The following is a 17,378-nucleotide window of genomic DNA, read 5'->3' as shown; positions in this document are numbered from 1 at the left end:
AAAGTGCCTTCTGAATTGGCGCGGACAGGACTCTCGACAAGCCCGATCCTCCCAGTTCAGAGGCGCTTTTCTCATGTAAACGATCAACCTCGGAGAAATTCACCGCGAAAGCCCGAGGCTAATAACAGCCCCGAGCGTGACTGGACGGTGTGACTTCTTCAGGACCAGGCTGAGCAGTTGCCGGAGACGGGGCCAGACTGCGGACGAGCCTCGCCATCTTTGTATAGCCGGAGGCTGTGACGATCGCTGAGGAGGAGCAGGCCCGGCCGATAGGGTCGTAGCCATGGCCCGCCGGATCGACTTCTATGATGACCCCGCTGCGCCTGAACCCAACAGCCTCGTCCCGTCCGTCAACGTCGTCGTCACTAACGATGCCGGCGAGTTGCTGATGATCCGCCGGTCTGACAATGGCAACTGGGCCGTCCCCGGCGGGGCGATCGACCTCGGCGAATCCCTCCCGCAGGCCGCCGTACGGGAGACCCTCGAAGAGACCGGCGTCCTGTGCGAGATCACCGGCCTTGTTGGCACCTACACCGACCCGAGGCATGTGATCCTCTACACCTCTGACGGTGAGGCCCGGCAGGAGTTCTCCATCATGCTCACTGCTCACGCTGTCAGCGGCGCACCGACCTCGAGCAGCGAATCCAGTGAGGTCCGATGGGTCCCCCGGGATCAGGTCGCGGGCCTGCGGATGGACCGGTCAATGCGGTTACGGATCGGCCACTACCTCACCGGGAGCGGCCTGCCACACATCGGCTAGTGCCGCCATGATCGACTGCGGCAGGTGGTGCCGGCCACCCAGCACAACGGGATCACCTAGTCTCGGATGTGGTGCAGGCGATGGAGATCTCGCAGGCCGAATGGTAGCTACTCAGCCGCTCCAACACGGGATATGTGCGGGATGATCTTCGCTGGCCAGCCTCTTTCACCTGGCTAATTCGCAGGTCAGGACCGGTGTGGGCGGTGAAACCGTAGTGCTCTTGAAAACCGCTAGGGGCTTGACGCTCCTCGTGGGTTCGAATCCCACGCTCTCCGCTCCCACCTCCGAAAACGGCGTCTGACCAGCAGCTTTGCTCTGGCCGGGCGCCGTTGATCGTCTCCACCCGTGCGCAGCCATACGCCGCGATGAGCAGCCCTCGGCCGCTGTCTGCGGGATATTTGCGGGATGGATCATGGCGCGTTTCCGCAGTTCGGCTAGCCCTTCGAGGCCGACTTCCACTCCTGGACGAGGAGCCCGAGCAGCACCTGGTCCAGGAACTCGCCCATCACCCAGGCCGAGGAGCGCAGCACGCCCTCGCGGACGAAGCCGTTGCGCTCGGCGGAGCGCAGCATGGCGGCGTTGTCCGACAGCGTCTCGATCTGCAGTCGCTGCAGGCCGCGCACGACGAAGCCGTAGTGGCACAGCACCGCGACCACGTCGGTGCCGTAGCCCTTGCCGCGGGCCGACGGCAGCAGCCCCAGCCCGATGTGCGCGGACCGGTGGTGGTTGTCGATGCCCCACAGCGTCGCGGTGCCGATCAGCGTGCCGCCGTCCAGTTCCACCACGGAGAACGGGACGTGCCCTTGCTCATTGTCGTCCACCACGAGTCGCGAGTCCTTCGAGCCGGGCGTGATCGGCCGCCACGGTCGGCTTCCAGCCCGCGAGGAGTTGACCACGTCGTCGTAGAGCTCGGTCCGCAGGATAGGGATGTCGTCCTCATGCCGGGCCCTGAGCCCGACTTTGCTGCCTTTTAGCACCCAAGCTTCCTATCCGGCCAGGCCGGCCGGCGGCAAACAAATTAACGGGAGTTTCGCCCTGGATTCGGCCGAATAGCGGAGGTGCATGGGCCTGTTGGTGCGGAGCGGCCATGCGCGGGAAGACCGAGTTGGGAGGGTTGGGAGCTACCGGCCAGGTTGGATGGTGCTGTGCGGTGAGCTCGGGTTTCCGGTCAGGCGCCGTTCGCGATGCTGTCCTGTTTCGTGCGACTCCTTCGGGCAGGACTGTCGGAAGCCGCTGTTAGGTAGCTGCCCGAGTTGAAATGGCCAGGTGATGGGGAGAGCGTCGATGTCATGGGGTTGCCCCGGTATCTCGGACTCGCCTCCACGTGCTGCCGGGCGACTGAAGGAGAGCCGGAGGGATACGCCTGACGGCAACGTCTACGACCGCCGACACGCTCGCACCCGTCTTCCCCTGGTTCGCAGTGAGCGAGCAGGGTGATTGCCACCCTGAAAAGCGGAAGGTCGGCAGTTCGACCCTGCCCCTGACCACCGCACTTGAACAGCCCCGAGCGATCAAGCTCCGGGGCGTTTTTTTGAGCCACGGTGACAGCAACGGATTCGCAGTCCACCTCCTGTGCGCCTTAAGCGGCCGCAGCCCGGGCAGGCGACCGGCCTGTCCGGGCTGCGGCCGCCTGGATGCACTCGCCCTCGTCCGCCACGTCCTTCACGACCAGTGGCGATAACCCGGAGAACACCACATTCACAAGCTCGTCGAGATCATGCACGATTTGCCGTCGTGCCGGGACGTTCCGTCACCACCGAATCTGCGACAGAGTTGAGTCGGCCTGGAGCGCGGTGTCGGGATTGCTCCCGGTCCGTTTCTCCAGGCCGCTCGCCGAACCCGCCGTGCGCCTCTCAACGCAACGGGCTCTCCACGGGATCTGCCGTTCAGGCGTGGTCGAGGATCCAGGGGTTGGGGATTCTGCTGCCGCGCCAGCGGTATCGGGTGACCGGCGTGCTGGCCATGTTGAACAGCTCGATCCCGCCCGCCGCGATTCGCCGCCAACTCCCGTCGGGAGTCACCAGCCACCGGCGGACGTCTTTCCACCTCCAGTGATGCCGAACCATCAGCATTGTGATGAGCCTGCGCCAGGTGAACCGGGCGAGGTCTTCAAAGACGCGTTTGGCCACGGCATGCCGGAAGTAGTTGGCCCAGCCGCGCATGATCAGATTGAGTCTTCTCAGCACGGACTCCAGATCCTGCTGCGATTTCCTGTATGTCAGGGCACGGATCTTGGCCTTCACCGAGCGGATGGGTCGCTTGGCGATGAAGGTGTAGACGTGCCAGGTGCTCGTTCCTCGCTTGCTGCGCCACCGGATGTGGAACCCCACGAAGTCGAACCCGTCGCTCAGGTGCACGACCTGGGTCTTGGCCGGTGACAGCCGTAACCCCAGCGGTGCGAGCACGGTGGCGACGTCCTCGCGCAGCGCCTCGGCATCCTGCCGGGTGCCATGCACCAAGACCACGAAATCGTCCGCGTAACGAACGATCCGCCAGGTCGGCAGGCCCTTGCGGCGGCGGGCCGCGCGCCGGCCCTCGGTGGACATCGTCCCGCCGTCGGCCCACGGCCCGTGCAGATGCTCATCGAGCACCGACAGGGCGATGTTGGCCAGAAGCGGGGACAAGATGCCGCCCTGCGGCGTCCCGGTAGGGGTGTCCCTGAGTTGGCCGAGTTCGGTAAGGACCCCGGCCTTGAGGAACGCCTTCACCAACGCCAGGACGCGCTTGTCCTTGACGCGTCGGCGCACCCGGTCCATTACGGCCGCATGCTCGATCGAGTCAAAGCACGCCTCGATATCGGCATCCAACACCCACTGATATCCGCGGGTGCCGAAATGGTGGATCTCGGCGATCGCGTCCTGGGCTCGCCGCCGGGGCCGGAACCCGAATGAGACCGGCGCAAAGTCGACCTCGAAGATCGGCTCCAGCACCAGCTTCAGCGCGGCCTGCACGACCCGGTCGGCCACCGTCGGTATCCCGAGGCGGCGGACTTTTCCCGACCCGCCCGGCTTGGGAATCACACGCTCCCGCACCGGCAGCGGCCGGAACGAACCCTCTTTCAGACTGGTTCGCAGGTCGTCCAGGAACCCCCGGACCCCGATCTGCTCTTCAACGGCGGCGACGGTCAACCCGTCAACGCCCGCCGTCCGGGATCCGGTGTTACCCGCGACCCGGTCGAACGCCACCAGCAGCGTCGCCGGATCATGCACGAGGTTGAACAGGTCATCGAACCTGCGGCCAGACTCGGCCGCCGCCCAACGGTGAAGCTTGGCCTGCATCTCCGATACCCGCCGACGCGGCCCCATCGGGACCTGCTCCGGCCAGGCGCCACCATTCGGCGGCGCGTCTTTCGGCATTGCAGCATCCATCCCTTCGCGTTCCCGCTGCCGCCCTTGGCCATGTGACCGGCTTTCCCGGCCTCGGACTACTACGGCGGCTCCGCCCCGTCCCCGGACCGATCGGCGGTCGGTGCGCCCAGCCCGCCCGCCCCGCTGGCCACGAGACGGCAAGCAAGATCCGAGACGGTTCCCGTGTTCACTGTGATTCGCTCGACGAAGGAGGAGCCCGACTTTGTCCCAGCGGCATCGCCATGAGTACGCCGTAGTCCTTCCTCATGGCCTCCCGGTCGCCATCGGCAAGCCACCCAGGAGTTCCCCGCCCCGGAAAGGGGGTCGGGTGCGCACCGCCTCCGGCCCTGATCCGCCAGGTTCGAGCCGGTGTACTTTTGAGGGACGTAACGACGCCGGTTCCTCGCGTACTCCTCTCCATCCCGCTTACCGAACCCGCACCGTCTGGCAGTACTGGCACGTTCCGGCTTTGTCGGGGCTGCTCCCGCCCTCCCGGCACCACCCGGATCAGGCTGCCCCCAGCTCCACCTCCCTGCTACGACAGGGCAGGCGGCGAAGGTCTTTCACCTCCGCTCGAATCACAGCGCCTCACGGCGCACGCCGTTGTTCTTACAGTCCCGCTCGTTTCGTAGCTGTAGGAGTTCAGGGCCGTGTCGTGAGGTCTGACTTCGTGTTGGCGTTCGGCGGCGGTGCGCGGCGGTGGCTCCGCCTCGGCGTACGTGGTGCGGCGGCGCCGGTGGTCGCGTTTTCGTCCCGGGGCGGGTCAGCGCGTGATCATCTCGTCCGGTTGTCCCGGCGTGTCTGGTTCGTGTGGTCCGGGATCCGGCCGGCGTCCGCGGTTGCGTAGCGACCTGAACTGATCGGCCGCCTGGCCGAGCCGGTAGTAGAACTGATCGGCCGCCTGGCCGAGCCGGTAGTACAGCCGTGGTGGGACGTGCGGGAGGAGCGGGGAGCGCCGCTGGCCGAGCAGTTCGAACAGTTGCTCCGGTGGAAGGCCGACGTAGCGCGGGAGGTCCTCGTACCATCGGGCGCTATAGCGGGCCGCTCTCAGGGAGAGGCGGATCGCGGCTTGGCGTTCCCGGTCGTAGCGGGCGAGGGCGGTCTGGAGTTGTGTCCCCCCGTGTAGTGCGTTGACCAGGAAGGCGGCGTCTTCCAGTGCGAGGGCGGTGCCGGCGCCGATGGAGTAATGGGTGGTGTGCGCGGCGTCTCCGAGCAGGACGAGGTTGTCGTGGTACCACGTCCGGTTGGTCAGAGTGCGGAAGTTCAGCCAGTGTGTGCCGTCTTCGGTGTGCGCCTGGGCGATCAGTGGGTGTCCGTCCAGGGTGTCGGCGAAGAGTTTCTCCAGGAGGGCCAGGCTGTCGGCTTTGTTCGCCTGGTGGAGTCCGAGTCCTTCCCAGGTGGTGGGGGAGCATTCGATGACGCAGGTGCTGTGGTCCTTGCTGAATCCGTAGCCGTAGCACCAGATCCAGCCGTGCGCGGTCTCCACGAAGGTGAAGGTGAAGGAGCGGAAGACCTTGGTGGTGCCGAGCCAGGCGTAGACGTTGCGGCCGACCGTGATCTCGGAGCCGAAGTGGTCGGTGTGGCGTTCGCGCAGCAGGCTGTTGACGCCGTCGCCGGCGACGACGAGGTCGGCGTCGGCGAGTTCGTCCTTGTCGGTGATCTCGTGTTCGAACTCGATGTGCACGCCGAGGGAGCGGGCGCGTTCGGTGAGGATGTCGAGCAGTTGATGCCGGCCGATGCCGAAGCCTTCGCCCCAGTCTTCCCCTGTCACCGTCGCCACTGTGGCGCGGTCGTAGACGTGCATCTCCCATCTGTCCCAGTGGACTGAGTTCTCCTCGATGGTGCGTGCGGATTCGGGGTCGGCGCCGTGGAGGTAGTCGAGTAGTCCGTCCCAGTAGGTCACGCCCCAGCCGTATGTCGAACCGGCTGGGTTCCGCTCGTGGACGGTGATGTCGTGGGATGGGTCCACCCGTTTCATCAGGATCGAGAAGTACAGGCTGGCGGGTCCGCCGCCGACGCAGGCGATCTTCACAATAACCCCCGTTATTACTTAGCGTAACCAATTGGCATCATAGAGTAGCATACGGTGGTTTCTGCCCAGGTCATCAAGCCAGGCGCCGAGCCGCCAGGGCACGTGCGCGTCCCGGTGGTCGCGGAACTCCGGCACGAGCGGCTCGTCCGGCCCGACGCGTTCCGGGAAGATCCGGACCTCCCGTACGGAGATCGGTGCCGGGCCGAAACGCTTCACCCGAAAGTGGTACGGCTCCCGCCCCGGTGGGGGTGGGAGCCGTACTCCGTTCAGGGCGCCGTGATCAGTTCACGCTGATCACGGTTCCGTCAGGGGAGGCGTCGCGCCGAGGTCTCACCGGCCGTCGATTCCGATCACGCGCGCGGCGGCGAGGTAGGCGGCGAGCAGGCTCCCGGCGTTCGGCGACGACGGCCACGCTGCGCGCCTCGGTGTAGTTCACTCCCAGCCCGACGTCGAAGTAGACGTTCGGGTACACCTGGGCGAGGAGGCCGGATGGTATGGCGCGAGGCCGGGACGAAGCCGAAGCGGGGGAAGCACTCGGCGTGGCCGAGCACGAGCACGAGGTTTTCGTCCTGTTGCCGGGCGGCGTGGATAGCGGCCGAACCGGCGCCGCGTCACTGGTGCTCGGGCCGTACAGTGCACGGGCCCAGGATGAGGGCGGGGAAGCCGTCAACGTGGCAGCGGGTGAGCAGCGCGAACCCGGCGATGGCGCCGTCGGGCTGTTGCGCGATCCATGAGGGGCCAGGCCACCGGGTCGGCGCGCAGCGCCTCGACCGGGTCGGCCTCGTGAGAGGTGGGGAAGACGGAGAGGTTGACCTCGCGGATCTGGGCGAGGTCGGCGGCGGTCTCGGGGCGGGTGATCCAGGAAGTGGTCATGGGAGTGTTCGAGTCCGTTTCTGTGCTCGCCTGCGGGCGCAGGACGTAGCCGGTGTACTGGTAGCCCGTGCCGTGCTCGTGGCGCATGGTGATCTCTTGCAGGGCGGCCGCGACCGCTTCGCGCATCCCGGTCACGGTCAACTCGGCCGTGTGGGCTCGTTCCGACAGCGGCGTGTAGTACTCCTCGAACCAGTCGCTGTCGGGGAGCTGGTGCAGCGCGGCGACGGCATATCCGGCTGGTGCAGTTCGAGCGCGGTGACCTCGGCGGCGGCCTCCTCGGCCGGCGTAGCGCGCCGATCGCGTAGCTGCGATTTCGACATTCGCCGACGCGACCGACGGGGAGGCGTCCTCAGGGAGTACCACCACGCGGATTTACCTGGCCGGATGAATAATCGGCACCCGCACCGTATCGGACATCCGGCTCAGAGAAGGGCGCTTCCGGAGACTCCCGTCACGCCGGCCACGTCCCGTGAGTCCCCCCGCGACCGGTGGCCGCGGGGGGACGGACGTCAGCTTCCGGACCTGAGGGGCCGGAAGAAGGTGCGCAGCTCGTCGGCGACCTGTTCGGGTTCCTCATGAGCCATGAAGTGTCCTCCCCGTTCCGGGGTGCTCCAGTGGCGCAGGTCGGTGCAGAGACGTTCGGTGAGGCTCCGGGGGATGTTCGCATAGGCCGGTTCGTTGCTCAGCGTCACCGCGCTGGGCACCGTGATGTTCGGGACCGGTCTGTTCTGGGGGTAGTCGTAGTACTGCCGGAAGGATGAGCCGATGGTGCCGGTGGCCCAGTAGAGGGTCGCGACCGTCAGCAGGGTGTCCTTGTCCCAGCGGGTCTCCAGGTCGCCGCCGCAGTCGCTCCAGTCGCGATACTTGTCGATGATCCATGCGACGAGTCCCGCCGGGGAGTCCGCCAGCGCGGCGGCGATCGTGTCCGGCCGGGTGCACATGATCTCGCTGTAGCCCTGGTCCGTGGCGTCGTACGCGCTGAGGGCTTCGAGGTATGCCGCCTCCTCGGCGGTCGGCGGCTGCTCCCGGAAGTCAGTCGTGATCACCGCGGAGGTGACGTGGACGCCGGCGACCTCGCCCGGGTAGAGGGCGCCGAGCCACTGCGTCACCCCGCCCCCGATGTCACCGCCGAAGGCCCCGAAGCGCGGGTAGCCGAGGGTCTCGGTCATGAGCGTGTGCCAGGTCTCGGCGACGCCCCTGCGGGTGAACGGCCCCTGCGGCAGCTCGGAGTACAGGAAACCGGGCAGCGAGGGAATGACCACGTCGAATGCGTCAGCGGGATCACCGCCGTGGCCAGCCGGGTCGGCCAGCCGCTCGGCGACTCGCAGCATCTCCACGAAGCTGCTTGGCCAGCCGTGGGTCAGGATCAGCGGCAACGGCGCGGGCGCGCCTTCGGCGCCTCTGCCGCGCAGGTGCACGAAGTGCACCTGCTGTCCGGCGATCTCGGCGATGTGATGCGGGTAGGCGTTGAGCGCCGTCTCGGCCGCGCGCCAGTCGAATCCGTCCGCCCAGTAGGTGACGAGTTCGCGCAGGTAGCCGGGATCGGTCCCGGCGGCCCAGTAGGCGGTGTCTGACGCCGCCGTGAAGAGGGTGCGGGCGAGGCGCGTACGCAGGTCGTTCAGGACGTCATCGGATACGGAGATCTGAAAGGGCTTGACTGTCATTGTTCCTTCGTTCAGGAGTGCTCGACGGGCGGGCGCTCCTGGGTGCCGGTCAGACAGACACAGCGGCCAGGAGTGCCCGGACAGGGTGGTTCGTGGTCATCGGGCTCACCTCCTCGCTTTACGTGACTTGGAAGACTCTATCCCTATCGGGTTCACAGATCATGACTTTATTGCCGTTTCGGGATGGCCTGCGGCCTCATCTCGGTGAATCCGCCTGCTCGGCGGGCCGTCGTCTCGAGGAAACTCGATTGCCCGCGCCATACGACTCTTCGGGTCAAGAGCTAGGGCGCGTATCGGATTGTGATCAATCTGCGGGATTCGCCCGGATGGCGAGGCCTGGTCCGATAGGCCGTCTTGTGTGACGCGGGTCCAACTGACAGACGAAGAGTGGGAGTTCATCGAGCCGTACCTGCCAATCGGCGGGTTCGGCCCGTACCCTGAGCGGCTGCGACAGCAGTTCGAGGGCGTGATCTGGCGGTCAGGTGGTTCACCACCTCGGCGCCGAAGCCGAGCGCAGGATGCTTTGGCGGCAGCGGTGCGCTGTCGAGAACCCCGAACACCGCGTAGCGGCTCGCGGTGCGTACCTCGCCGTCCAGGACGTGGAGCCGGTACTCCTCTGCGAACGCGACCGGTTCGGCGGACAGCACGGGGGGCTCGGCGGGAAGGTGCGATGGCAGACCGGTGCCGTTCGGACGCACTCCCGCCGGAAACGACTTCCCGGCGGCCGGCTTGACGAAGCGAGGGACGCGATGCCGCCGTGCCTGGCCCAGAGTGATCAGCTCGACATGCCTGCCGGTGAAGTACGCGGGCAGGGCCGCAAGCAGATCGAGGGGCGGATCCACGAGGGCCATGTCCAGCGCGGACGCCACCGCGTCGGCGAAGCGTTCGCCGCCGTACAGGTGGGTGCGTCCTTCCAGGTCGGTCGGGATCGGAGGTCCGGGCAGCGTGCGCACGTCCATGCCCCGCCGCACAGCGGCCTCCGCCAGGAGCTGGCCCGTCATGGTCGCGCGCGGCGGAAGCAGGAACGACCGACGTGTGCTCACCCGGGGATTCTCCCAGCGCGAAGAGCACCCGGCGCAACAAGATTTGTAGCGGCCCGCGCCGAAAATCGTTCGGTTTGCAACACCTCACCTGCGTCCCGGCGGCACTCTCGCGGTGCCGTCCTTGGACCGGCTCGCCAACGTCCGTGGTCAGTAAAACTAGGCGCTCAGCACCTTGCGGAGCAGCTCGCCGAACTCGGCGGGGTGCGTGCTGAGTCCCGTGTGACCGCCGGGGAAGTGGATGAGCTCCGTGCCGAGCAGCTCGGCCAGGAAGGCGGCGGAACGATAGGGGAGTTCACCGTCTGAGTCCGCTCCGCCCGCGAGCACGAGCCGGTCCGACAGGGCCTTCAGACGATCCACGTCCGGGGCGTAGGCCATGAAGCTCGGCACGATACGCCCGATGAAGTAGGGCATGTCGGCCATCGTCCGCTCCGCTCGCGCCGCCGCCTGGGGCGGTAGCTCGGTGGCCGCCCGGGCGTCGACGGGTGGGGCGCTCGGAGGCCCGCCGCGAACTCGGCGACCGCGGGCATCAGCCGTCCCGGTGGAACGCGTCCCGGACGCGGGCGAGCATCGCGCGGTGCACGGCGGCGTCGGGCAGCACCTCCACCATCGGCGGCTCGTGCGCGACGACGCGTTCGACCCGCTCGGGATGGGTGGCGAGCAGGTGCAGGGCGACGATCGCCCCCGAACTGCAGCCGGCCACGTGGGCGGGCGCGTCCGGAGACAGCAGCTCCAGCAACCGGAACGCGTCGTCGGCGTGCTGCGCGACCCGCTGCCGGGCCTCCGGGTCGTCGAGCGGGCTGCGGGACAGGCCGCGTGGATCGTAGGACGCGACCGTGTAATCGGCGGCCAGGTCGTCGGCGACGCCGTCATAGGAAGCCGCACCGCCCGTGCCGCCGGGGATCAGCAGCAGGAGCGGGCCCCCGGCCGCGCACCTCGTAGTGCAGGGTGGCGCCGTCCACGCGCAGGTGGTCGATGGTCGGGCTGGTCACGCCGGCTCTCCTTCGTCGTCGTGTGCGGGCCAGTGCTCCAGGAGGGTGTGCAGGCCGTCGAGGCAGCGGGCCCAGGTGTCCTCTACTGGGCGCGCGTGCGCGAACCCGCCCGCGGCCTCGAGGCTGATGAAGCCGTGGAGCGTACTGCGCAGCAACCGGACCGCGTCGGTCAGGTCAGGCTCGTCCAGTGCGTAGGCGCGCAACATGCTGTAGGTCAGCTCGACCGCGCGCCGCGGTCCGGGCGCCCGGGCCAGGAGCTCGGGATCGATCTGAATCGGGATCTGCGTCGCCGTGTACCGGCCTGGGTGGTCGTGGGCGTACTGCCGGTAGGCGTTCGCGTACGCGACCAGCGCGTCCTTCCCGGCCCGCCCGGCGATGGCCTCCGCGATGCGGATGGTCTTCTCGTCCGCCGCCAGCAGTGCGATCCGTCCGCGCAGGTCCTCGAGGTTGCGGACGTGCGCGTAGAGGCTGGCGTCTTTCACCCCGAGTCGTCGCGCCACCGCGGACATGGTCACGTGGTCGAGCCCGACATCACCGCTCGGCGTCCTGGGGGTACCAGCGCAGCTCGACGGTGTTGCCGTCCGGGTCCTGCACGTACACCGACTGCGCGACGCCACGTGCGCCGAACCGGCTGACCGGCCCCTCCAGCACGGCGAAGACGCCGGAATCGATCACCTGCTGCCAGTCCACAGGGTCCACGACAAGGCAGATGTGGTCCACGTTGGACTCAGCGCGCGGGCGGTGGACCAGGTCGATGATGGTGGACTCGTTGACCCGCACCGACGGGAAGGGCGCCTTGCCCGCCCGCCACTCCGCGACCCGCTCTTCCTCAAGTCCGAGGGTTCCCGCGTAGAACTCCAGCGCCCGCTCAACATCCCGCACGTTGAGCACCAGGTGATCGAAGGCTTTCACGCGCACTGACAATCTCTTTCGTCAGGGTTGGAGGACTGGCCTACTTACCGGCGGGCGCCAACGCGTCGTCGGGGACGGTGCGTGCGGTCCTCTGGCGGGTGCCGAGCGTGAGGAGCAGCGCGGCCGCGGTCAGTGCCAGGCCGAACCAGACGACACTCGTGACGCCCAGATGGTCGGCGAACAGTCCACCGAAGAGCGCGCCGAGCGCGATGGACGTGTTGTAGGCCATGGTGTTGAGGGACATCGCGGCTTCGAAGGTGTCGGGTGCGGCGGCCTGCGTCATGTTGAGCTGGCACAGCTGCACGACGCCGAAGGAAACTCCCCAGAGAATCAGCGAGATGATCGAGCCGGCCGGCCCGCGACCGACCGTGAGCAGCAACAGCAAGGACACCACGAGTCCCGCGAGGCCGGCGATGAAACTGCCCCGCAGGCTCTTGTTCACCGTGTATCCGGCGATGAAGTTCCCGGCCGCGCCTCCTGCGCCGTAAAGCACCAGAAGCACGGTGATGAAGAGGGGCGTGGTGGATGCGCTGTGCTCCAGGTAGGGGCGCACGAAGGTGTACGCGCCGAAATGGCCGAGCACGAAGAGGACGACGGTGAACAGCACCAGACGCAGCGGTACGTTCTTCAGCGGGAGCCCGAAGACTTCGCGCGCCGAGACCGCGTTCGTCGATGGCAGTGAGGGAATGGCGGCGACGACGGCGAGGAGCACCAGCGCGCCGAGGCCGGCCCAGATGAGCAGCGTGGTCCGCCAGTCGGTGAGGCTTTCCAGAGCTGTTCCCAGCGGCATGCCCACGACCGCGGCGATGGAGATGCCGGACATCGCGACCGCGGCCGCTCGGCTCGCGTGGCGTTCCGGAACGAGGCGCATCGCCATGCTCACGCCGATGGCCCAGAACACGCCGTTGGCGAATCCCATGATGAGCCGTGTCGCCAATACCAGCGGATAGTTCGGCGAGATGGCGGTGATCAGGTTGCCCAGGGTCAAAATCGCCAGGAGTGTGGTCAGCAGAACGCGCCGGTTGACGCGCCTGGTCCAGGCCACGATGAACGGCACGCCCAGCCCGGCTGACACGCCGTACAGCGTGACCATCAGCCCGGCGATGCCTACGGAAATGCTCAGGCTTGTGCTGATCGGAGTAAGCAGGCCGACGGGCATCAATTCCGTGGTGAGGAAGACGAACAGACTGGCGGTGATCGCAGAAACCCCCAGCCATGACCGCAAGGTCGAGTGAGGGTGTCTATCGTGGGCGGCCATTCTCTTCTTTCTGATCGTTCATGTCATGGACGTGCGGTTGAACGGATAGCCGCGGTATTGATCAACTCGTCTTCGCCCGGGCGCGTTCAGGCAGGCACAGTGCGCTGGGCGCGCCCGCGGCCGAGAGCCCGGCGGCCGCCGACATCCGCAGCGGCAGTCCGCGGGGCGACCACGGTGATGGCCGCGAGCTGCGGGGTTTCCGTCATGGATCAAGGATGCGTGAGCATCGATCAATGAGTCCAACGCATACTTTTCATCGTGATCAATCGTGATGCACGATGGTTCGATGGAGCTGCAGCAACTGAGGTACGTCATCGCGGTCGCGGAGACCAACAACTTCACCCGGGCCGCCGAACGCTGCCGGGTCGTGCAGTCGGCGCTCAGCCATCAGATCGCCGGCCTGGAACGGGAGCTGGGCGCCCGGCTGTTCGAGCGCACCAGCCGGCGCGTACGGCTGACGCCGGCCGGAGAGGCGTTCCTGCCCGCGGCCCGCGAGTGTCTGGAGGCCGCGGACCGCGCGCGGGCCGAAGTCGCGGCCGCCAGCGGGGAGGTCCGCGGGCGGCTCGCCGTCGGCGCCATCCCCACGGTCGCGGCCGTCAACCTGCCGGTTGCCCTGAGGGACTACCGCCGACGCTATCCGCGAGTGCAGATCACGCTCGCATCGGCGGGTAGCGAAGACCTGATCGAGCGGGTCCGGCGAGGCGACGTCGACGTCGCGTTCCTCGGCCTGCCGCCTCGCGCGGAACCGAAGGGCGTCCAGAGCCGCCGGCTCGGCGGAGGCGAACTGGTCGCCGTGGTCACGCAGGATCACCACCTGACGGAGAACGAGGTGGACCTGCGGAGCCTGGCGGACGAACCGTTCATCGACTTCCGCGTCGGCGCGGCCGGGCGAGCACAGTCGGACGAGGCATTCGCGGCCGCAGGCGTCCAACGTGAGGTGCCCTTCGAGGTGTCGTCCGCCGAGTTCATGGTCGATCTGGTACGGCAAGGCCTCGGAGTGGGCATGCTGCCGGCCGCGTACGCGCCGCGCTTCTCCGACCTGCGCATGATCCGCCTTCGCGATGCCCCGACGCGGGTGGAGCACCTGATCTGGGACAGCCGGCCGACCCCGGCGGCCACGGCGTTCCTTGAGCTGATTCGCGCCGATCACGCGGGCTGATCATGAGAAAGGCGCCTCCCGTCTGAGCCGCGCCGAACGGGAGGTCTTCTCCGCGCGCCCGGCCGTGCGCGCGAAGTGCAGCTCCTCGGCGAGCACGAGGAACACCTCGATGTCCTGACGCTCCACCGCTCCCCCATTTTTCAGTACGTGCGAACATCTGTTCCAGATCTCGTCATTCATGGGACCGTGTGGTGAACGCGAGGATGTGTCGGCACACCGACGATCACAGGGGGGATGATCCACCGCCGATCGTCAGGGCCGCACATCGATCATGAGATCCATGCTCAGGACAGGAAAGAAGGCGCACCATGGGTAAGCTCGTCTACTCGATGATCACCTCCCTCGACGGCTACACGAGCGACAGGGACGGCGACTTCGGCTGGGGCCGCCCCGACGAGGAGTCGCACAGGTTCATCAACGAGTACGGGCGATCGATCGGCACGTACCTGTACGGCCGCCGGATGTACGACACGATGGCCTACTGGGAGACCGCGCACACGGTGCCCGGCCAGGAGCCGTTCATCCTGGAGTGGGCACGGATCTGGCGGGCCGCCGACAAGATCGTCTACTCCACGACGCTGTGGGAGGTGGCCAGCGAGCGGACCCGGATCGAGCGGACGTTCGACCCGGAGGCGGTGCGGAGGCTGAAGGCCGAGACCGACCTCGACATCGCGGTCGCCGGGCCGCACCTGGCGGCGCAGGCGATCCGGGCCGGGCTGGTCGACGAGTACCACCTCATCGTCGGACCGGCGATCGTCGGCGGCGGCACCGCGTTCTTCCCCGATGACGTACGCGTCGACCTGAAACTGCTGGACGAGCGGCGCTTCGGTAACGGCATGGTCCATCTCCGGTACGGCGTCAGGGACGTCGCACGGGGCTGAAACGCCGGCGCCATCCCGTCCGGCTCACTCTCTGCCACCTTCCAGCCGATCGCAACCGGGCGCGGCGGCCGCCCGCGAGCTGCCGTTCCCCACAGAGGCTGTCGCCGACCAAGTCAGCGTCATCTGACCACCAGGCAAGTGTTACGCTAAGTAGCTAATTGACTACGTCGCACAGGGCCTGCCAGGTGCATCACATGGTCGCCGCGCCACACCGTTTGGACATCCTCCTGCCGGGCGAGCGCCTCTCCCTCGGGAGGACTACTCTCACCGCTCCAGCGCATCGGCCCACATGAGCCCAAAACCCACATTCGATCGTGGTGGGCTGCTGATGTACCGGAGCCGCCGACGCCATCACCGCCCGTACCGACCCCGGCCCCGACCACGGCCGGGCGCGTGCCGCACTCGCCGAATTGGCCGCCATGCGTGACGAAATGTCATGACGAACCCCGGTCCCGACGACCAGGCGCCCGTGATCGAATGCAAACGTCTTCAAGGTGGCCCGTCCACTCCGGGGAGCGCCTGGGTGGAACTCACGTGTGGCCGGGACGGGTGGCGGCTGGAGACGACGACGGCGGGGACCGGCCGCCTGATCCGGGGGAATGACGGATCCCTCTCGAGAGGGATGCGGGAGTTCGCTCGCCTCGGCGATGTCCGTGCGGCTGTGGGAAACCAGGATTGGGGAGGTCATCGCAGCTAAGGAGTCAACGAGATGAACCCCCGTATCGCCTTCGTCGCCGCCCCCGTCCTCACCTTCACCTACGGCGTGATCCGCATCCTGGACGGCCTGGACGGCAGCCGCGGTCCCGGGCTCGCCTGGACGACCGGGCATCTGGCCTTCATCGGCGCCCTGGCGTTCTTCGCCGTGGCCTTTCATGAGATGCGGAGGCTGGCCGGTCGCGGACGCCTGGCCACTGGACTGGCCTCCGCCGGATATGTCGGCATCGCCACGCTGATCGCTCAGTTCGTCATCGACATCGTCGTGGGGTTCCTGTCAGCCGACCACGCCGCGATGGGCGCGCTGTTCGATCAGGTCCAGGCGGTTCCCGGGGTGCAGCAGGTGATCTACGACTTCGGGCCGCTGCTGTTCTTCGTCGCCCAGATCGGCCTGGTCCTCCAGCTTGCGATCCGGCGCCACGTCAAGGCGTGGACGCCCGTCCTGGTGATCGCCGATGTCCTGGTGCCGTTCGTGGAGAAGGACCTCATGCCGCTGGGCGCCGCTTTCCTGCTGATCTCCTTCCTGGCGCTGGCCCGTGTGTCCCGCGCGTCGCACCTGGCTGACGGCCGGCACCGCGTGGTCGAGCCCGCGGTACCGGCTTCTGTGTGATGAGTGGAGAATGCCGAGCTGCGTCCCTTTCGATCGGCTGCGTGCCATCCCACCTACTGGCGCAACGGCGAATGGCTCGGCAGCGACAGCCTCATCAAATGGCCGATCGACCATGGCCACCTCTCCGAGGCCGCATAATACGCGCTCCAGGAAATCAACAAGGTGCCGCGCTCTTCTGAGGGAGCAGAGGCGGTGCGGAAGCGCTTGCGCTCGGTAGAAGAAACCTGAACACGCACGTGTCGGCGGAGATGAAGATATTGATCGTCGGCCGGCCCTGCCCGATTCCGGATTCTCTGTCAGATTATGTCGCTGACTGTCCAGAAGCCGGCAGGAACCCAAAAGGGTGCGTGCTATGCAAGAGCTATATATGTCGCTGATACCGTTTCGCCGTCGTGATCATTCAAGTCTCGTAGGGAGAAATGCTCTTATGGCACTGACTGGCGGCGGCGGTTCATCGTCGAGAATCCTTCCCGGCCTTCTGCCACGTACCGCGGCGCTGACGATCGCGTTCGGACTGGCGTTCGCGCAGTTCGGTCAACCGGCGACTGCCGGCACCGGCGCTCACAGCGCCCAAACCACCGCCTCGGTTGAGGGCGACGACATCGGACCAGCCACCGGGGTCGGCACCGACGTCATCGACGAGTCGGATGTCAGTGCGGCGGCCGCCTCAAATTGCCAGTGCGTCGCGTTCGTGCAGCGATACTACGGGCTGACCGGACAGATGAGGAACGCCACCGACATGGGAGCCGTCCTGAAGCAGAACGGGTTCAAGTATGTCGGGCACGGCATGGCGCCCAGGAAAGGTGACGTAGCCGTGTGGAAGGACACCTACTATCCACGCTATGGACACATCGCCATCGTCGAATCGGTGACCTGGGACTCGCCTGGTTGGATCGTCAAATTCCGCGGCGCCAACCAGGGCGGGTCACTCTTCACGCAGAAGAACTGCAGAAATGTCAGCATTAGGGGAAACATGGGCTACACGGCGGCGTACTACTACCGCCGCTAGGGATCGTCTGACAAATGCTTTCCGTCGCGAGCGCGGATCCAGATGATGCATCGTAAGGCGGGGAGGAGGCCCTAGCGGATCCTACGGCTGACATTCCCGGGCCTCGCGGAAAGTCCAAGCTTGCGAG

Annotated in this window: 18 protein-coding genes and 1 pseudogene; 5 read left to right on the top strand and 14 right to left on the bottom strand. The window is 67.1% G+C overall.

The window, feature by feature from the left end; translation table 11 throughout:
* The first annotated feature begins 283 nt into the window (after positions 1–283).
* Positions 284–760 carry an NUDIX hydrolase gene (locus IMZ11_RS12755; protein ID WP_228641011.1) on the top strand — a complete coding sequence of 159 codons (477 nt, stop codon included), beginning with the start codon at positions 284–286 and terminating at the stop codon, positions 758–760.
* Between the two features lie 434 nt (positions 761–1,194).
* On the opposite strand, the gene IMZ11_RS12750 is transcribed toward IMZ11_RS12755, so the two are convergent.
* The 13 genes and pseudogenes from IMZ11_RS12750 to IMZ11_RS12690 all read right to left on the bottom strand — a co-directional run bounded on the left by IMZ11_RS12750 (position 1,195) and on the right by IMZ11_RS12690 (position 12,878).
* A complete protein-coding gene (locus IMZ11_RS12750) occupies positions 1,195–1,737 on the bottom strand; it encodes a GNAT family N-acetyltransferase (RefSeq protein WP_228641009.1) in 543 nt (180 codons plus the stop codon).
* A gap of 909 nt (positions 1,738–2,646) precedes the next feature.
* The gene (gene ltrA, locus IMZ11_RS12745; RefSeq protein ID WP_228641007.1) at positions 2,647–4,116 is read right to left on the bottom strand and encodes a group II intron reverse transcriptase/maturase; all 1,470 of its coding nucleotides are present in this window, start codon (positions 4,114–4,116) and stop codon (positions 2,647–2,649) included.
* A 754-nt stretch (positions 4,117–4,870) separates the two neighbouring features.
* Complete coding sequence (locus IMZ11_RS12740) at positions 4,871–6,139, bottom strand: FAD-dependent monooxygenase (protein WP_228641005.1); 1,269 nt, start codon at positions 6,137–6,139, stop codon at positions 4,871–4,873.
* 18 nt (positions 6,140–6,157) lie between these two features.
* Entirely contained in the window at positions 6,158–6,355 is a 198-nt protein-coding gene (locus IMZ11_RS12735) for a hypothetical protein (RefSeq protein ID WP_228641002.1), read from the bottom strand.
* A 450-nt stretch (positions 6,356–6,805) separates the two neighbouring features.
* Entirely contained in the window at positions 6,806–7,378 is a 573-nt protein-coding gene (locus IMZ11_RS46180; protein WP_308066784.1) for a hypothetical protein, read from the bottom strand.
* A gap of 143 nt (positions 7,379–7,521) precedes the next feature.
* Positions 7,522–8,676 carry an epoxide hydrolase family protein gene (locus IMZ11_RS12725; RefSeq protein WP_228641000.1) on the bottom strand — a complete coding sequence of 385 codons (1,155 nt, stop codon included), beginning with the start codon at positions 8,674–8,676 and terminating at the stop codon, positions 7,522–7,524.
* 521 nt (positions 8,677–9,197) lie between these two features.
* Positions 9,198–9,527 (bottom strand): annotated as a pseudogene (locus tag IMZ11_RS12715) (ATP-grasp domain-containing protein); the annotation flags it as partial.
* A gap of 348 nt (positions 9,528–9,875) precedes the next feature.
* The gene (locus IMZ11_RS12710; protein WP_228640998.1) at positions 9,876–10,139 is read right to left on the bottom strand and encodes a hypothetical protein; all 264 of its coding nucleotides are present in this window, start codon (positions 10,137–10,139) and stop codon (positions 9,876–9,878) included.
* A gap of 106 nt (positions 10,140–10,245) precedes the next feature.
* Entirely contained in the window at positions 10,246–10,620 is a 375-nt protein-coding gene (locus tag IMZ11_RS12705; RefSeq protein ID WP_228641026.1) for an alpha/beta fold hydrolase, read from the bottom strand.
* Complete coding sequence (locus IMZ11_RS45205) at positions 10,586–10,708, bottom strand: hypothetical protein (protein ID WP_255706351.1); 123 nt, start codon at positions 10,706–10,708, stop codon at positions 10,586–10,588. The genes IMZ11_RS12705 and IMZ11_RS45205 overlap by 35 nt, the downstream gene beginning before the upstream one ends.
* Positions 10,705–11,217, bottom strand: coding sequence for a TetR-like C-terminal domain-containing protein (locus IMZ11_RS12700; protein ID WP_308066785.1), 513 nt, complete (start codon positions 11,215–11,217; stop codon positions 10,705–10,707). The genes IMZ11_RS45205 and IMZ11_RS12700 overlap by 4 nt, the downstream gene beginning before the upstream one ends.
* Before the next feature lie 22 nt (positions 11,218–11,239).
* Positions 11,240–11,620, bottom strand: coding sequence for a VOC family protein (locus IMZ11_RS12695; protein ID WP_228640994.1), 381 nt, complete (start codon positions 11,618–11,620; stop codon positions 11,240–11,242).
* A gap of 40 nt (positions 11,621–11,660) precedes the next feature.
* Positions 11,661–12,878, bottom strand: coding sequence for an MFS transporter (locus IMZ11_RS12690; protein ID WP_228640992.1), 1,218 nt, complete (start codon positions 12,876–12,878; stop codon positions 11,661–11,663).
* 286 nt (positions 12,879–13,164) lie between these two features.
* Here IMZ11_RS12690 and IMZ11_RS12685 point away from each other — a divergent pair, with 286 nt between their 5' ends.
* Entirely contained in the window at positions 13,165–14,037 is an 873-nt protein-coding gene (locus tag IMZ11_RS12685) for a LysR family transcriptional regulator (RefSeq protein WP_228640990.1), read from the top strand.
* On the opposite strand, the gene IMZ11_RS45200 is transcribed toward IMZ11_RS12685, so the two are convergent.
* Positions 14,038–14,163, bottom strand: coding sequence for a hypothetical protein (locus IMZ11_RS45200; RefSeq protein ID WP_255706349.1), 126 nt, complete (start codon positions 14,161–14,163; stop codon positions 14,038–14,040).
* A gap of 182 nt (positions 14,164–14,345) precedes the next feature.
* Between IMZ11_RS45200 and IMZ11_RS12680 the strand changes: the two genes are divergently transcribed.
* The 3 genes from IMZ11_RS12680 (at position 14,346) to IMZ11_RS12670 (ending at position 17,251) form a co-directional block, all read left to right on the top strand.
* Positions 14,346–14,918: a dihydrofolate reductase family protein gene (locus IMZ11_RS12680; protein ID WP_228640988.1), complete on the top strand. Its 573-nt coding sequence runs from the start codon at positions 14,346–14,348 to the stop codon at positions 14,916–14,918.
* A 709-nt stretch (positions 14,919–15,627) separates the two neighbouring features.
* Complete coding sequence (locus IMZ11_RS12675; protein WP_228640986.1) at positions 15,628–16,242, top strand: hypothetical protein; 615 nt, start codon at positions 15,628–15,630, stop codon at positions 16,240–16,242.
* Between the two features lie 427 nt (positions 16,243–16,669).
* Positions 16,670–17,251, top strand: coding sequence for a CHAP domain-containing protein (locus IMZ11_RS12670; protein WP_228640984.1), 582 nt, complete (start codon positions 16,670–16,672; stop codon positions 17,249–17,251).
* The last annotated feature ends 127 nt before the right edge of the window (positions 17,252–17,378 follow it).

The organism is Microtetraspora sp. AC03309 (assembly GCF_020826795.1).
GTDB lineage: Bacteria > Actinomycetota > Actinomycetes > Streptosporangiales > Streptosporangiaceae > Microtetraspora > Microtetraspora glauca.
Note: the sequence above shows the minus strand (reverse complement) of the source record. Positions and strands in the feature narration are given on the sequence as shown.

Excerpts from the sequence above, each read along its gene's own strand:
- IMZ11_RS12755 (WP_228641011.1), top strand. The coding sequence starts at position 284 with ATGGCCCGCCGGATCGACTTCTATGATGACCCCGCTGCGCCTGAACCC.
- ltrA (WP_228641007.1), bottom strand. The coding sequence starts at position 4,116 with ATGCCGAAAGACGCGCCGCCGAATGGTGGCGCCTGGCCGGAGCAGGTC.
- IMZ11_RS12725 (WP_228641000.1), bottom strand. The coding sequence starts at position 8,676 with ATGACAGTCAAGCCCTTTCAGATCTCCGTATCCGATGACGTCCTGAAC.
- IMZ11_RS12710 (WP_228640998.1), bottom strand. The coding sequence starts at position 10,139 with ATGGCCGACATGCCCTACTTCATCGGGCGTATCGTGCCGAGCTTCATG.
- IMZ11_RS12700 (WP_308066785.1), bottom strand. The coding sequence starts at position 11,217 with ATGTCCGCGGTGGCGCGACGACTCGGGGTGAAAGACGCCAGCCTCTAC.
- IMZ11_RS12690 (WP_228640992.1), bottom strand. The coding sequence starts at position 12,878 with ATGGCCGCCCACGATAGACACCCTCACTCGACCTTGCGGTCATGGCTG.
- IMZ11_RS12685 (WP_228640990.1), top strand. The coding sequence starts at position 13,165 with ATGGAGCTGCAGCAACTGAGGTACGTCATCGCGGTCGCGGAGACCAAC.
- IMZ11_RS12680 (WP_228640988.1), top strand. The coding sequence starts at position 14,346 with ATGGGTAAGCTCGTCTACTCGATGATCACCTCCCTCGACGGCTACACG.
- IMZ11_RS12675 (WP_228640986.1), top strand. The coding sequence starts at position 15,628 with ATGAACCCCCGTATCGCCTTCGTCGCCGCCCCCGTCCTCACCTTCACC.
- IMZ11_RS12670 (WP_228640984.1), top strand. The coding sequence starts at position 16,670 with ATGGCACTGACTGGCGGCGGCGGTTCATCGTCGAGAATCCTTCCCGGC.